This is a genomic window from Nocardioides sp. P86, from assembly GCF_023712465.1.
Taxonomy (GTDB): domain Bacteria; phylum Actinomycetota; class Actinomycetes; order Propionibacteriales; family Nocardioidaceae; genus Nocardioides; species Nocardioides kribbensis.
This window is the reverse complement of the sequence record NZ_JAMAYE010000003.1, coordinates 122,269-137,881: the sequence shown is the minus strand read 5'-3', so window position 1 is coordinate 137,881 and position 15,613 is coordinate 122,269. Positions and strand designations below refer to the sequence as shown.

The following is a 15,613-nucleotide window of genomic DNA, read 5'->3' as shown; positions in this document are numbered from 1 at the left end:
TGCGGGTCTGGGCCGACAGCCTGGCCGGACGCGCCGGGGCGGGGCCCGGGGTGGCCCTGCGGCTACGGGCGGCTGTGGGCGGCGGCGGGCGGTCGGTGGACCCACCGGGGCGGAGCTGGAGTACGACGACGGGGCCCCGGATCACCGGGGCCCCGTCGTGGTGTCACGCGCCACCGATGTGCCGGTCGGCGTGGATGTCGCTGCGTCCCCTGTCGGGGACGGGTGGATCAGACGTTCTTGATCGCCGAGATGTCGAACTCGAGCTTGATCTTCTCCGAGACGAGGACGCCGCCGGTCTCGAGGGCGGCGTTCCAGGTGAGGCCGAAGTCCTTGCGGTTGAGGGCCGAGGCGCCCTCGAAGCCGACGCGGGTGTTGCCGAAGGGGTCGGTGGCCGAGCCGGTCTGCTCGAACTCGATGGCGACCGAGTTGGTGGTGCCGGCGATCGTCAGGTCGCCCGTGATCGTCCAGTCATCGCCGTCGCGGCTGACGTCGGTCGAGGTGAAGGTGATGGTGGGGTTCTTCTCGGCGTCGAAGAAGTCGCCGGAGACCAGGTGGCCGTCGCGGTCGGTGGAGCCGGTGTCGATCGAGGCGGTGACGATGCTGAGGGTCACCGAGGAGGCGGCGGGGTTGGCGGTGTCGATGTGGGCGGTGCCGCTCCAGTCCTTGAACTGGCCGCGGACGGTGGTGACCATCGCGTGGCGCGCGCTGAAGCCGAGACGGCTGTGGCTGGGGTCGATGGTGTAGTCGCCGGTGAGGTCGGAGACGACGCTGGTGGGGGCGTCGAAGGTGGCGGTGGCGCCGGTGGTCTTGTCGTTCGAGCGGCTGAAGATGCCCATGGTGTGCTCCTGAGGTCTGTGGTGAGGGTGCTCGTCCACGCTAGTGGAACTTTCAATTACCCACAACCGGACCGGGGTCCGTTTTCATTCCCGACGTCGGTGCGCAGTCGCGAGGCGGTCTGGACCAGTGTCGACACGGCCCCGTCGGGCCGGAAATGTCGAGGAGCCGCGACCCCCGGTGGGTCGCGGCTCCTCGTGCGTGTCGCTCAGGCTGCGTGAGGCGTCTGGATCGGAGCTGCGCTCCGGACGTCGAGCGTCGGGTCGACCCAGTGGGCCTCCAGGCGCGTGCGGCCACTGCTGTCGGTGACGGTCACCCAGGTCTGGGTCAGGGCTCCGGTCATCTGCGAGTTCAGCATGGGACACCTCCTGTTCATCTTCTGTTCACTAAAGGTAGCACGCCCCCACGGGGATGGGCCGATTTTGCCGAGACTCCGCTCGTCTCCTCCACCTGGAGGGGTGATCGACCGCGCGTCGTCCCCGCGGCGCTCCACCCGGTCGATCCGGGCGCGTCGGCGGGCCGGGCCCCGCCCGATCCCGTCCAGAGGCGGTGTCGTCCGCGGCCCGACCGAGGGACGCGTCCGTGGTCGCGTCGTTCCTGCCCGAAATCGGGCAGGAAGTTGGCGGACGGGGGTCGATGCGGTCACGATCTGGCGGTGCGCGCACCCGACGACCTCCGAGAGCACCCGCTCGCCCCGCTCGTCGAGCACCTCAGCGCCACGACCGACCTCAGCCGACCCGAGGCGCTGCGCGTCGCGCAGGACGTCGTCGACTTCCTCGCCCAGCCGGTCGAGGAGGTCGTACGCCGCCGCCACGCCCAGCTGCGCTCCGCGGGCGTGCGCAACGCCGACATCTTCGCCCTCGTGCGCGACGAGCTGGCCCAACGACTCGTCGCCGCCCCCCGCCTCACCGACCGGCAGATGCGTCGCATCGTCCACGGCTAGGCCGCCCGCGCGCCGGCTCCCACCCGAGCGCCACCACCCACGCACCAGCACCAGCACCCAAGCACCAGCACCAGAACCCCGAGAGGACCCACCATGTGCGGCATCGTCGGCTACATCGGCGCCCAGCAGGCAGCACCCCTGATCCTGGAGGGCCTGACCCGCCTGGAGCACCGCGGCTACGACTCCGTCGGCCTCGCCGTCGTCGGCGCGGGCCGCGAGCCCGCGGTGAAGGTGGTCAAGGCCGCCGGCCGCGTGCGCGACCTCGGCAGCGACCTGCCCAAGCGGTTCTCGGGCCGCAGCGGCATCGGCCACACCCGCTGGGCCACCCACGGCCCGGCCAACGACGTCAACGCCCACCCGCACACCGACGAGAAGGGCGACGTCGCGGTCGTCCACAACGGCATCATCGACAACGCCGCCGCCCTGCGCGCCCGGCTCGCCGACGACGGCGTGACCCTCACCAGCGACACCGACACCGAGGTGCTCGCGCACCTCATCGGCCGCTCGGTCGCCGAGACCCTCGAGGAGCGCGTGGTGGAGGCCCTGGCCGCGGTCGAGGGCACCTACGGCATCGCGGTGGTCCACGCCGACTTCCCCGACCGCATCGTGGTGGCCCGCAACGGCAGCCCGCTCATCATCGGCGTGGGGGAGAAGGAGATGCTCGTCGCCTCCGACCTCGCCGCGCTCGTGCGCCACACCACGACCGTCGCCCACCTCGCCGACGGCGAGATCGCCACGCTGACCCCGGCCGGCTTCACCACCTTCCGCCACGACCTGACCCGCGTGGCCCGCACCGCGGCCGAGGTCGACGTCGACCCCACCTCCTACGACGCCGGCGACCACGAGTCGTTCATGCGCAAGGAGATGCTCGAGCAGCCCGCCGCGGCCGAGCGCGTGCTGCGCGGCCGCCTCGACGAGCGCTTCGGCACCGCCCACCTCGGCGGTCTCGAGATGGACCCCCGCGAGACCCGTGCCGTACGCCGGGTCAAGGTGCTCGGCTGCGGCTCGGCCTACTACGTGGGCCAGATGGGCGCCTCGCTCATCGAGGAGCTCGCCCGGATCCCCGCCGACGCCGAGGCGGCCAGCGAGTTCCGCTACCGCAACCCCGTCATCGAGCCCGACACCCTCTACGTCGCGGTCAGCCAGTCCGGCGAGACCGTCGACACGCTGCTGGCGGTGCAGGAGATCCAGCGCAAGGGCGGGCGGGTCATCGGCCTGGTCAACGTCGTGGGCAGCGCGATCGCCCGCGAGTGCGGCGCCGGCATCTACCTCCACGCCGGGCCCGAGGTGGCGGTGGCCAGCACCAAGGCGCTGACCAACATGTTCCTCGGCTTCTCCCTGCTGGCCCTGCAGCTGGGACGCGTGCGCGACCTCTCGGTGGCCGACGGGCGTCGCCTCATCGCCGGGCTGCAGGCGCTGCCCGCGGCCGTGGAGGAGGTGCTGGCCCAGGAGGACGCCCTCGCCGCGGTGGCCCAGCGCCTCGCCGAGGCCGAGAGCCTGTTCTTCGTCGGGCGGGTGCGCGGCTTCCCGGTGGCGCGCGAGGGGGCGCAGAAGTTCAAGGAGATCAGCTACCGCCACGCCGAGGCGTACCAGACCTCCGAGCTCAAGCACGGCCCGCTCGCGCTGATCTCCGAGGAGGTCCCCACCGTCGCGGTGGTGCCCGACGACGAGCTCACCGAGCGCAACGTCGCCGCCCTCCACGAGATCGCGGCGCGCAAGGGTCCGCTCGTCGTGGTGACCCACCCCGGGGTCGACCTCGGCGGTCTCGACGTCGTGCGCATCGACGTGCCCCACCTCGAGCGCGAGCTCGACCCGATCCTGCTGACCATCCCGCTGCAGCTGCTGGCCTACCACGCCGCCAAGCACCTGGGCCACGACATCGACAAGCCGCGCAACCTGGCCAAGTCGGTCACCGTCGAGTGAGCGCGGGCCGCTCGGCACGGCGGCGGGCGGGCGCGCGGGGGGCTTGCGCGGGGCGACGGGGAGCCGACGTGACCCAGCCCTCCGCGACGCGGAATCCGCCGCCGCCGCGCCGAGCGACTACCGTTGACGGGTGAGCCCTTCTGACGTACCGGCCGACGCACCCGCTCCCGAGAGCGCCGCGGAGCCTGCTGCCCAGCCCGCGACCGAGCCCGCGACGCCCGCCGCCGAGGCGCGGACCGAGCCGACCTTCTCCGACCTCGGCCTCTCCGACCAGGTCCTCAAGGCGCTGCGCGACGTCGGCTACGAAACCCCCTCGGCCATCCAGGCCGCCACGATCCCCACCCTGCTCGACGGCCGCGACGTCGTCGGCCTGGCGCAGACCGGCACCGGCAAGACCGCCGCCTTCGCGCTGCCGATCCTCTCGCGCCTCGACGTCTCCCAGAAGACCCCGCAGGCGCTCGTGCTGGCCCCGACCCGCGAGCTGGCGCTGCAGGTCTGCGAGGCCTTCCAGAAGTACGCCGCGAGCATCAAGGGCGTGCACGTCCTTCCCGTCTACGGCGGCCAGGCCTACGGCGTGCAGCTCAGCGCGTTGCGCCGCGGCGTGCACATCGTGGTCGGCACCCCGGGCCGGATCATGGACCACCTCGACAAGGGCACCCTCGACCTGTCCGAGCTGCGCTTCCTCGTGCTCGACGAGGCCGACGAGATGCTCAACATGGGCTTCGCCGAGGACGTCGAGACGATCCTGGCCGAGACCCCCTCGGACAAGCAGGTCGCGCTCTTCTCCGCGACCATGCCGCCGCAGATCCGCCGGCTCTCCAAGCAGTACCTGAGCGACCCGGCCGAGATCACGGTCAAGAACAAGACCGCCACCGCGGCCAACATCACCCAGCGCTACCTGATGGTGAGCTACCCCCAGAAGGTCGACGCCCTCACGCGCATCCTCGAGGTCGAGAACTTCGAGGGCATGATCGTCTTCGTCCGCACCAAGAACGAGACCGAGACCCTCGCCGAGAAGCTGCGCGCCCGCGGCTTCTCCGCGGCCGCCATCAACGGCGACGTCGCGCAGGTGCAGCGCGAGCGCACCGTCAACCAGCTCAAGGCGGCCAAGCTCGACATCCTCGTGGCCACCGACGTCGCGGCCCGCGGCCTCGACGTGGAGCGCATCAGCCACGTCGTCAACTACGACATCCCCACCGACACCGAGTCCTACGTGCACCGCATCGGCCGCACGGGCCGCGCGGGTCGCTCCGGTGACGCGATCTCCTTCATCACCCCGCGTGAGCGCTACCTGCTCAAGCACATCGAGAAGGCCACGCGCTCCCCGCTCGTGCCGATGCAGCTACCGAGCGTGGAGGACGTCAACTCCACCCGCCTGACCCGCTTCGACGAGGCGATCACCGCCGCCCTGGGCGAGACGGCCCGCATCGCGCGGTTCCGCGACATCGTCACCCACTACATGAACGAGCACGACGTGCCCGAGGTCGACGTGGCCGCGGCGCTCGCCGTGGTCGCGCAGGGCGACACCCCGCTGCTGCTCGACGCCGAGGCAGACCGCGCCATGCGCCAGCCTGCCGAGCGCCCCGACCGCGGCGACCGCCCGGGCCGCGGCGACCGGCCCGAGCGCGGCGACCGCGGTCCGCGCCGCGGCCAGAGCGACGTGCCGATGGCGACGTACCGGATCTCGGTCGGCAAGCGCCACAAGGTCGAGCCGCGCCAGATCGTCGGCGCCATCGCCAACGAGGGCGGTCTGCGCCGCGGGGACTTCGGGCACATCCAGATCCGCCCCGACTTCTCGCTGGTGGAGCTGCCCGCCGACCTCGACCCGAGCGTCTACGCCAAGCTCGAGAGCACCCGCATCTCCGGCAAGCTCATCGAGCTGCGCGAGGACGGCGGCGGCCCCGTACGCCGCTCCGGCGGCTCGGGCGGCTCGGGCGGCACCTCGGGCGGCGGCGCCGAGCGCCCGCCGCGCAAGCCGCGCCACAAGGGCTGAGCCCGGCTCCGGCCCTCAGGCCGGGGCCGCCACCCGCCGCGTGAGCCCCGCCAGGCGCTCGGCCACCAGGTCGGCGTCGGCGGCGGCCGCGGCGAGCTGACCCGCGGCCGCGGACACCAGCACCGAGGCCGGGGCCATCGGCAGCTCGGCGACGTGGGCGAGGTCGCCCGCCGCGAAGACCCCGGGGCGGCTGGTGCGGCCCATGGCGTCGACGCGCACGCCGCCGGAGGCGAGCACCTCCAGGCCGAGCTGGGCGGCGAAGGGCGCCGCCTGCTCCAGCACCGGCGCCACGAAGATCCCGCCGACCTCCTCGTCGGGCCCGCTCGCCAGCTCGGCGCGCACGCCGTCGCCGGTGCGGTGCAGGGCCGTGACCGGCTCGCTGCGCACGGCCACGCCGAGCCCGGCGAGCGCGGCGGCGGTCTCCTCGGGCAGCGAGGCGCCGTCGGTGAGCACGACCAGGCGCGAGGCGGTGCGCTCGAGCAGCACCGCGATGCGCGGCAGGTGGTCGTGGCTGCCCAGCAGCGCCACGGCCCGCCCCGACAGCTCGTGGCCGTGGCAGTAGGGGCAGTGCGCGGCGCGGTCGCCCCACAGTTCCTCCAGCCCCGCCACCGCGGGCAGCACGTCGCGCAGCCCGGTGGCCAGCAGCACACGGCGCGCACGCACGCGCTGCCCGGCGCCCGCGCGCTCCCCGGTGGCCTCGAGGGTGACCACGAAGCCGTCGGCGAGGTCGTCGCCGGCGGCCTCCACCGCGCTGGCGCGGGCCTCGCGCACCTCGACGGTGGCGTACGCCGCGAGCTCCGCGCGCGCGATCGCCCGCAGCTCGGCCGGCGGGGTGCCGTCGCGGGTGAGGAAGTTGTGCAGCTGCCCCGCGGGGTCGTTGCGGTAGTGACCGCCGTCGACGACCAGGACCCGGCGGTGCGAGCGGCCGAGCGTCAGCGCGGCCTGGAGGCCGGCGGGCCCGCCGCCGAGCACCACGACGTCGACCTGCTCGGTGGCGGACGGGGCGGCCGCTGCGGTGGCGCGGCGCTCGCCGGTGGGATCGGTGGGACCGGAGGGATCGGGGGTGTCGGTGGGGTGGCTCATGGCTGGCTCCTCGGCGGTGGTGTCGGGCCCTGACGGGCGGGGCGCTTGCCCTCACCACGATGCTGTGACTTCATGTCGGCATGAAGTCAAGCCCCCGGTCGCCGGCACCCCGGGACGGTGCCGACCCGTCTCCCACCGGCTCCCCCTCCGCCTCTCCCGCCACCCCGTCGACCTCCACCTCGTCCGCCGTCGCACCGTCCGCCGCCGCACCGCCCGGCCGGGGAGAGCCACCGTGGTCGGTGGGGGAGGTGGCCGCGCGCTTCGGCCTGGCCACCCACGTGCTGCGGCACTGGGAGGACGTCGGGCTGCTCCGGCCCGCCCGCGACGGCGCCGGGCGCCGGCGCTACGTGCGCGACGACGTCGTGCGAGTGGCGGTCGTGCTGCGCAGCAAGGCCGCGGGCATGACCCTCGAGCAGATCGTCGTGCTGCTCGACGCGGAGGCGCGCGACCGCCACGAGGTGCTGGAGGGCCACCTCGCCGACCTCGACCGTCGCATGGAGGAGATGCGCCGCTCCCGCGAGATGACCGAGCACGCGCTGCGTTGCCGCGCCCACGACATCGCGACCTGCCCGCGCTTCGAAGCCGGCGTCGAGGACCTCCTGGCCGGGCGCGACCATGCCTTCGGGAAACCCCTTGCTGCGCCCGCGAGCCCTTCCCGCGGCGGCTGAGCGGGCCTAGGTTGCGAGGGACCCCGCGCCGCTCGGGACGGGGGCGCACCCGGAGGTCCGTCATGCCCCTGCTCGCCTCGTCACGCTCGCTCCGCTCGCCGGCCCCCTCGCGGGGACCGCGGCCCGCCCGTCGGGCCCGCTCCGGGCGGGCGGCCGCCCTCGCCGCCGTGCTGCTCGCCCCGCTGGCGGCGGTGGCCCTGCCCGCGGCCCCCGCGAGCGCGGCGGCGCCGTCGTACGTCGCGCTCGGTGACTCCTACTCCTCCGGCACCGGCACCCGCAGCTACCTCGACGACGGCACCTCCTGCCAGCGCTCCACGCGGGCCTACCCCAGCCTGGTGGCGGCCCGGCGCGGCTACGCGCTGACCTTCCGCGCCTGCTCGGGGGCGACCATCCCCGACGTCACCACCGCGCAGCTCGGCGCGCTCTCGGCGAGCACGGCCTACGTCACGATCTCCGTCGGCGGCAACGACGCGGGCTTCGCCGAGGTGCTCACCGAGTGCGCGCTGCCCGGCTGGATGAGCGACTGCGGCGGAGCCGTCGACCAGGCCCAGGCCTTCATCGCCGGCACCCTCCCGGGCCGGCTGTCCACCCTCTACGGCTCCATCCGCAGCCGGGCCCCGCAGGCGAGGGTGGTCGTCGTCGGCTACCCGCGGGTCTTCATGGGCGAGGACTGCAACGCCGCCACGTTCTTCTCCCCGGCCGAGGAGACGCGCCTCAACGCCACCGCCGACCAGCTCAACGCCCGCCTGGCCGCCGCGGCGTCCGCGCGCGGCTTCGGCTTCGCCAACCCGACCAGCCGCTTCACCGGCCACGCGGTCTGCGACGACGTCGAGTGGCTCAACGGCTTCTCCAGCCCCGTGAGCGAGAGCTACCACCCCAACCAGCTCGGCCACTCCTCCGGCTACACCCCGCTCGTCTCACCCCTGCTGACCGGCAGCGCGCTGGGCCGGGTCGCCGCGCCGGCCCCGCGCATCGACGCCGACCTGCTGCGCGCCGCCGACGCCCAGGGCGCGACCCTGGCCGCGCAGCAGCGCCGGTACGCCGGGCTCGACGCCGCCATCGAGCCGGAGACGGTCACCGCCCCCGACCTGGCCACCCCCGCCGCCCGCGCGGCCGCCCGCCGCGCCGGCATCGTCGACCTCGACCGCTGGGCCGCCCGCCACTGACCCGCCACCGACCCGCCACAGGTCCGGGGCCGGTCACGGGTCGGCGGCAACCGATCGGGGCTCCCGCGCGTCACCCCTGCGGAGACGACCACCGTCACGTAGAAGGGACGTCATGCAGGCACCACGCACCACCCCCGACCGCACCCCCCGGAGGCCGGGCCTCCGGCGCGCCGGCACGCTCGCGGCCGCCGCGCTCGGCCTCTCCACCGTGCTGAGCGGCTGCGACCGGGTGGCCGACACCGTCGGCGGGCCCGACCCCGCCCCGGTGGTCGAGGACCTCGCCGCGGCGCTCTCGGCGGGCGACGTGACCACCGTGGCGTGGGCCGGCGACAGCGGCGAGGAGGTGCAGGCCCTGCTCGACGCGGTGGTCGGCGGCCTCGGCGAGGTCACCCCCGTGGTCACCGCGGGCGAGGTGGTCGAGGACGGCACCGACGCCACCGCCACGCTCACCTGGTCGTGGCCCCTGGTCGAGCCGGCACCGGCTGCCGAGGGGGCCGAGAGCGGGAGCGAGGAGCCGCAGCCGTGGACCTACGACTCCGAGGTCGGGCTCGTGCAGCGCGACGACGCCTGGCTGGTGGCCTGGGAACCCCGGCTGGTGGAGCCGACGCTGGGCGAGGACGAGGTGCTCGACGCCACGCCGGTGGCCCCGGCGCGCGGCGACCTGGTGGGCGCGGGCGGCCAGGTGCTGGTCACCGACCGGCCGGTGACCCGCTTCGGCATCGACCGCAGCCAGTTCCGCGACGCGGCCCAGGCCCTGCCGGCCGCCCGGGCGCTGGCCCGCCTGGTGGGCGTCGACGTCGCGCCGTACGTCGCCCGGGTCGAGGCCGCGGGCGAGGAGGCCTTCGTCGAGGCGATCACCTACCGCCAGCTCGAGGTGCCCAAGCGGGTGGGTCGCGACTACCGCTCGATCACCGGGGTGCTGGCCGTGGCCGACTCGCTGCCGCTGGCGCCGACCCGGGAGTTCGCCGCGCCGATCCTGGGCACGGTCGGCCCGGTCACGGCCGAGATGGTCGAGGAGGATCCCGCGGTCTACGCCCCCGGCGACGAGGCGGGCCTGTCGGGCCTCCAGGCGAGGTACGACGCGCAGCTGCGCGGCACCCCCGGGGTGGTGGTCAACGCGACCCCCGCCGACTCCGAGGCCATGGTGCGCAACCGCGGCGAGCGCGAGCTCTTCCGCCTCGACGAGGTCGACGGCACCGACCTGCGCCTCAGCCTCGACCGCGACCTGCAGTCGAGCGCGGAGCGGCTGCTGGCCGACGTCGGCCCCGGCAGCGCGATCGTGGCCCTGCGCCCCAGCACGGGCGCGGTGCTCGCCGCCGCCAACGGGCCCGGCAGCGACGGCCTCAACCTCGCCACCTTCGGCCAGGCCGCACCGGGGTCGACGTTCAAGATCGTCAGCAGCCTGGCGCTGCTGCGCTCCGGGCTGACCCCCGCCAGCACCGTGCCGTGCACCACCTCGGTCGTCGTGGACGGACGCCGCTTCACCAACTACTCCGACTACCCCGCCGGCGCGACCGGGGAGGTGCCCCTGCGCACGGCCGTGGCCAACTCCTGCAACACCGCCTTCATCAGCCAGCGCGACCGGCTCGGCGACACCGACCTGGCCGACGCCGCGGCCACCCTGGGGCTGGGCGTCGACCACGACCTGGGGTTCCCGGCGTACTTCGGCAGCATCGAGCCCCCGACCACCGAGACCGGTGCCGCCGCCGACCTCATCGGCCAGGGCACGGTGCTGGCCTCCCCGCTGACCATGGCCTCGGTCGTCGGCACCGTCGCCGCCGGGGAGCTCACGCTGCCGTGGCTCCTCGACGACGTGCGCGCGACGCCGTCGGGCGACGTCGACCCGCTGAGCGCGCAGGAGGCCGGCGCCCTGCGCGGCATGCTGCGTGCCGTGGTCACCGAGGGCAGCGGGTCGGCCCTGGCCGACGTGCCCGGCCCGCCGGTGATCGCCAAGACCGGCACGGCGGAGTTCGAGCGCGACGGCCGCGTGCTGACCCACGCCTGGATGGTCGCCGCCCAGGGCGACCTCGCGGTCGCGGTGTACGTCGACGAGGGGCAGTCGGGCTCGGTGACCGCCGGCCCCCTGCTGGAGGGCTTCCTGCGCGCCGTACGCTGAGCCGCCCCGGGCCCCCGCGGCGGGTCCCACGGCGGGGCGATCCGGGCCCGGCGCGGCCCGCCCGGACGACCCGGAGGCGCTGGTGGAGCGCACCGCGAGGCCTCTCCCGGCGGGAGGCAGAACCTTTACCCGGCCGACCCCGGGGCGACGCTCGTCGGTGCGGGACGAGCGCGTCGGGGGTCGTAGGCTGACCGCCTCATGTCTCGACTCGTGGGTCGTCGCGGCCTGCTCGCAGCGGTCACGGACCTGCTCGGGCGGGGAGTGCCGGTCGCCCTCCAGGGCCCGCACGGCATCGGACGCAGCGCGCTGCTCGACGAGCTCGAGACCGCGGGCGGCGAGGCCGGCCAGCTCGTCCTGCGCGCCGCGGGGGTGCCGGCCGAGCGGTCGCTGCCGCTCGCCGCGCTGCGCGACCTGGTCGCCCAGCTGCCCGCGGCCGCGGTCGAGCAGGTGCTCCAGGCCCTCCCCCCGACCTCGCGGGCCCCGGTGGCCGACGGCCTGCGCGGCACCCCCTCCACCCCCTCCGGCGACCCCCGCCCCGAGCCCGAGCCCGAGCCCGATCCCGGCCTCGAGCCCCCGACCGGCCCGGCGTCGGGCGCACCGGCCGGTCCACCCCTCCTGGCGGTCGACGAGACGCTCCTGGTGGCCCTCGGTCGCGCGCTGCAGGCCCTGCTCGAGCTGGTCTCGCGCCGCTCGCGGGTGCTGCTGCTGCTCGACGACGTGCAGTGGCTCGACGCGGAGTCGTCGGTGGTCGTCGGCTACGCGCGCCGCCGTCTCGGCGACCGTGTGGGACTGGTGGCTTCGCTCGGGCCGGGCGACGGCATCGACTCCGACCCCGCCGCGCTGGTCGACCTCCACGTCCTCACCGTGCCGCCGCTCGAGGTCGCCGAGACCATCGACCTGCTCGCGCCGCTGGGCCTGCCCGCGCAGGTGGCCCACCGCGTGCACCTCGACGCGGCCGGTGTGCCGGCCCTGGCGCTGGCGCTGGCCGGTGCGCTGCGCGACCAGCCGGCGCTGCTCGGGCGTCCCGTGCCGCTGCCGGTCAGCATCGAGCGGGTGCTGCGCCAGCGGCTGCTCGCCCTGCCGGAGGAGCCCCGCGAGACCCTGCTGCGCGCCGCGCTGCTCCACCGCCCGACCGTGCGCCAGCTGCGCCGCAGCGGTCGGATCGCCGCCGAGGAGGACGTCCGGGTCGCGGTGGCCGCGGGCCTCGTCGTCGACGGCCGCGGCGCCCACCTCGCCGACGCCTCCGGCGACGGCGAGGTGCGCTTCACCCCGGCCCGGCTGGCCTCGGTGCTGCTCGACCTCACCCCGGCCGCGCGTCGGGCCGCGCTGCACGAGGAGCTCGCCGAGGCCGCGGTGCGTCCGGCCGAGCGGGCCCGCCACCGGGCCCTGGCCGACCCCCGCCCGCGCGCCGACCTGGCCCGTGAGCTGGCCGACGCCGCCCGCGACGCCGCCGCGGCGGGCGCGCGCGACCTGGCCGCCGAGCTCTACGTGCTCGCCGCCGACCGGGCCCCGGCCGACCTGGCCGGGAGCCGCGCGGAGTGGCTGGCCACGGGCATCGAGACCGCCGCCCCGGGCAACCACGTCGACCTGGTGCGCGGCGCGCTCGCCGACTTCCTCGACGCCGCGCCGACGGCCGAGCAGACCGTGCGGGTGCGGCTGGCGCTGGCCGAGCTGGCGGGCTCGCCGGCCGGCACCCTCGACGACGTGCTCGCCGTGGCGCTCGCCGACGCGGGCGACGACGACCGGCTGGTGGCGATGGTGCTGCTGCAGCGCTCCCGCGTGGCGCTCATGGAGGCGCGGCCCGAGGAGTCGATCCGCCGCGCGGAGCAGGCCGTGGAGCTGCTCGGCCGCGCCGGCGACGACACCGGGCGCGCCGCGGCGCTGACCGCGCTGGCCGCGGCGTACCGCTGGCTCGGCGGCCCCCACGACGCCACCCTGGCCCGCGCCGTCGAGCTGGCCGGCCCTGGCCCCGGCGCCGACGGGCTGGTGCACACCTCGCCCGGCTACATGGCCGCCCGCTTCGCCTTCTACGACGACCGTCTCGAGGAGGCCTGGAGCGCCTTCCGCGCGATGCTGGCCCAGGTCGAGCGCGGCGCCGGCACCGACGAGGCCCACGTGCTGCGGTGCCTGGTCGAGGTCGGTGCCCGGGCCGGCCACGGCCGCGAGGTCGTCGAGTACGCCGCGCGCGCGGCCCGCGTCGGGGCGGAGTTCGGGCTCGACCCCCACACCGCCTGGTTCGTGCAGGCGCAGGCCGAGCTGGTCGCCGGCGACCTCGACCGGGCCCGGCGGCTGGCCGGGCAGGGCGCCTCGGCCGCGGAGGACAGCGGCGACGCGCGCTACCTCCAGCGCCACCTCGTGCTGCTGGGGCAGGCCCTGCTGCGCGGCGGCGACGCCGAGGGCGCGGCGCGGGCGCTGGAGCGGGTGCGCGGCATGGAGCGGCGCAGCCGGGTCGTCGACCCCACGGTCAACCGGTGGCAGCACGAGCTGGTCACCGCCCTCGTGCGCCTGGGGCGGCTGGAGGAGGCGTCCGGCGTGCTCGCCGAGGCCCGCCGCGCCCTCGACGGTCGCAGCGGCACCGACGGGGTGGGCGCCCAGCTCGACCGCGCCGAGGCCGAGCTGCTCACCGCCCGCGGCGACGCCGAGGGCGCCGTGCTGCTGCTCGACCGGGCGGCCAAGGTCTGCGCCGACCTCGGCATGCGCGTCGACCAGGGGCGCACGCTGGTGGCCCGCGCCCACCTGGAGCGGCGCCGACGCCGGGCCGCGGCGGCGCGCGCCGGCCTGGAGGAGGCGCTGGCGCTCTTCACCGACCTGCGGGCCCGCACGTGGGTGGAGCAGGTGCGCGCCGAGCTCGACCCGGCGGCCGCGACCGTCGGCACCCCGCTGCTCGACCGCCTCACCGAGACCGAGGCCCGCATCGCCCGCGAGGTCGCCGCGGGGGCGTCGAACCGCGAGATCGCCGCCCGGACCTACGTGAGCGTCAAGACCGTCGAGGCGACCCTGACCCGCATCTACCGCAAGCTCGACGTGCGCTCGCGCACGCAGCTGGCCTCGCTGCTGCGCGGTCCCGGCGCCTGAGCCGGCCCGACGTCGCCGACGTCGCCGACGGACGCGAGCGCGGGCCCGAGGGCCCGCGCTCGTCCGTGTGGGATCCGTGTGTGGGGACAGCCAGGAGCCGCACAAGGATGAACCCCTCGCCGCATGGGGTCGGCAAGGGGTCCACCGTCGTCATCGAAGTGCTCCCTCCGAAGTCGACAGCCCCGAGTTTTCCACGCCGGTGGTCGAGTGTCAGGAACTTGTCACAACTGTGTCGTCGGAGTTGGATCGGACCCATGACTGGTCTGGATGTCCCGAGCACGCTGCTGGCCGACGAGCACCGGGGCCTGCTGGTCGCCGGCCGCTGGCGCGAGGCGGAGGGCGGTGAGACCTTCGACGTGCTCGACCCCGCCGACGGCTCGGTGCTGACCCGCGTCGCCGACGCCTCGGTGGCCGACGCCCGCGAGGCCCTCGACGCCGCCGTGGCCGCCCAGGCCTCGTGGGCCGCCACCGCGCCGCGCGAGCGCGGCGAGATCCTGCGCTCGGCCTTCGAGCTGATCCGCGAGCGCACCGACGACCTGGCCCGCCTGATGAGCCTGGAGATGGGCAAGACCGTCGCCGAGGCGACCGGCGAGGTCGGCTACGGCAACGAGTTCTTCCGGTGGTACTCCGAGGAGGCCGTGCGCATCCACGGCCGCTGGATGCAGGCGCCGGCCGGTGGCAGCCGCCTGCTGACGCTGAAGAAGCCGGTGGGGCCGTGCTTCTTCGTCACGCCGTGGAACTTCCCGCTGGCCATGGGCACCCGCAAGATCGGCCCGGCCATCGCCGCCGGCTGCACGATGGTGGTCAAGCCCGCCGCCCAGACCCCGCTGACCATGCTGGCCCTGGCCCGCATCCTCGGCGAGGCCGGGCTGCCCGACGGCGTGCTCAACGTCGTGCCCTCGACCCGGGCCGGGGAGATGAGCCAGGCGCTCCAGGGCGACGACCGGCTGCGCAAGGTCAGCTTCACCGGCTCCACCGGCGTCGGCAAGGTGCTCGTGCGCCAGTCGGCCGACCAGCTGCAGCGGGTCTCGATGGAGCTGGGCGGCAACGCGCCCTTCCTGGTCTTCGCCGACGCCGACGTCGACGCCGCGGTCGACGGCGCGATGGTGGCCAAGATGCGCAACATGGGCGAGGCCTGCACGGCGGCCAACCGCTTCCTGGTGCACTCCTCGGTCGCCGAGGAGTTCGCCGACAAGCTCGGCAAGCGCATGGGCGCCCTCACCGTGGGCCGCGGCCAGGACGAGGGCGTCGACGTCGGCCCCCTCATCGACGCCAAGGCCGTGGAGTCGGTGACGGCCCTGGTCGCCGACGCCGTCGAGGGCGGCGCGAAGGTCGTGTGCGGTGGCACCCCGCTGGGCGGCGACGGCTGGTTCTACCCCCCGACCGTGCTGCTCGACGTGCCCGTCGGCTCCGACCTCAACCGCCAGGAGATCTTCGGCCCGGTCGCCCCGGTGACGACGTTCGAGACCGAGGACGAGGCCGTCGAGCGCGCCAACGACACCGAGTACGGCCTGGCCTCCTACGTCTACACCCGCGACCTGTCCCGCACGATCCGCCTGGCCGAGCGGCTCGACTTCGGCATGGTCGGGGTCAACACCGGCCTGATCTCCAACCCCGCCGCCCCCTTCGGCGGCGTCAAGGCCAGCGGCTTCGGCCGCGAGGGCGGCTTCGAGGGCATCGAGGAGTACCTCGAGACCACCTACGTCGCCCTCCCCGCCGGCTGACCCGCGGCGCGCTCCCGGCCGGGGCCGGGCGCCGTCACGCCCGGTCCGCCGCCCCACTGCCGCCCCACTGCCGCCCCGCCACGACGGG

General features: G+C 75.5%; 11 protein-coding genes. 8 read left to right on the top strand and 3 right to left on the bottom strand.

What is annotated here, in order from left to right; genetic code table 11:
* Positions 1 to 227: 227 nt before the first annotated feature.
* Both M3673_RS14115 and M3673_RS14110 read right to left on the bottom strand, forming a co-directional pair.
* Complete coding sequence (locus M3673_RS14115) at positions 228 to 836, bottom strand: YceI family protein (RefSeq protein WP_251534431.1); 609 nt, start codon at positions 834 to 836, stop codon at positions 228 to 230.
* 206 nt (positions 837 to 1,042) lie between these two features.
* Positions 1,043 to 1,192 (bottom strand): hypothetical protein, encoded by a 150-nt coding sequence (locus M3673_RS14110; RefSeq protein WP_156697959.1) that lies wholly within the window; start codon positions 1,190 to 1,192, stop codon positions 1,043 to 1,045.
* A gap of 297 nt (positions 1,193 to 1,489) precedes the next feature.
* On the opposite strand from M3673_RS14110, the gene M3673_RS14105 reads away from it, so the two are divergent.
* The 3 genes from M3673_RS14105 to M3673_RS14095 all read left to right on the top strand — a co-directional run bounded on the left by M3673_RS14105 (position 1,490) and on the right by M3673_RS14095 (position 5,693).
* On the top strand, positions 1,490 to 1,777 hold the full coding sequence (locus M3673_RS14105) for a hypothetical protein (RefSeq protein ID WP_056905155.1): 288 nt from the start codon (positions 1,490 to 1,492) through the stop codon (positions 1,775 to 1,777).
* Between the two features lie 93 nt (positions 1,778 to 1,870).
* Complete coding sequence (gene glmS, locus M3673_RS14100) at positions 1,871 to 3,700, top strand: glutamine--fructose-6-phosphate transaminase (isomerizing) (protein WP_056865049.1); 1,830 nt, start codon at positions 1,871 to 1,873, stop codon at positions 3,698 to 3,700.
* Positions 3,701 to 3,830: 130 nt separating this feature from the next.
* Positions 3,831 to 5,693, top strand: coding sequence for a DEAD/DEAH box helicase (locus M3673_RS14095; RefSeq protein WP_251534430.1), 1,863 nt, complete (start codon positions 3,831 to 3,833; stop codon positions 5,691 to 5,693).
* A gap of 15 nt (positions 5,694 to 5,708) precedes the next feature.
* Here M3673_RS14095 and M3673_RS14090 read toward each other — a convergent pair whose 3' ends face one another.
* Complete coding sequence (locus M3673_RS14090; protein ID WP_251534429.1) at positions 5,709 to 6,776, bottom strand: NAD(P)/FAD-dependent oxidoreductase; 1,068 nt, start codon at positions 6,774 to 6,776, stop codon at positions 5,709 to 5,711.
* Between the two features lie 248 nt (positions 6,777 to 7,024).
* Between M3673_RS14090 and M3673_RS14085 the strand changes: the two genes are divergently transcribed.
* From M3673_RS14085 to M3673_RS14065, 5 genes are all read left to right on the top strand, one after another.
* Positions 7,025 to 7,444 carry a MerR family transcriptional regulator gene (locus M3673_RS14085; protein ID WP_251534428.1) on the top strand — a complete coding sequence of 140 codons (420 nt, stop codon included), beginning with the start codon at positions 7,025 to 7,027 and terminating at the stop codon, positions 7,442 to 7,444.
* Positions 7,445 to 7,506: 62 nt separating this feature from the next.
* The gene (locus M3673_RS14080) at positions 7,507 to 8,610 is read left to right on the top strand and encodes an SGNH/GDSL hydrolase family protein (RefSeq protein ID WP_251534427.1); all 1,104 of its coding nucleotides are present in this window, start codon (positions 7,507 to 7,509) and stop codon (positions 8,608 to 8,610) included.
* 112 nt (positions 8,611 to 8,722) lie between these two features.
* Positions 8,723 to 10,726, top strand: a complete 2,004-nt coding sequence (locus M3673_RS14075; RefSeq protein WP_251534426.1) for a penicillin-binding transpeptidase domain-containing protein — start codon at positions 8,723 to 8,725, stop codon at positions 10,724 to 10,726.
* 198 nt (positions 10,727 to 10,924) lie between these two features.
* Positions 10,925 to 13,801 carry a LuxR family transcriptional regulator gene (locus tag M3673_RS14070; RefSeq protein ID WP_251534425.1) on the top strand — a complete coding sequence of 959 codons (2,877 nt, stop codon included), beginning with the start codon at positions 10,925 to 10,927 and terminating at the stop codon, positions 13,799 to 13,801.
* Between the two features lie 254 nt (positions 13,802 to 14,055).
* Entirely contained in the window at positions 14,056 to 15,525 is a 1,470-nt protein-coding gene (locus M3673_RS14065; protein WP_056865046.1) for an NAD-dependent succinate-semialdehyde dehydrogenase, read from the top strand.
* Positions 15,526 to 15,613: the final 88 nt, after the last annotated feature.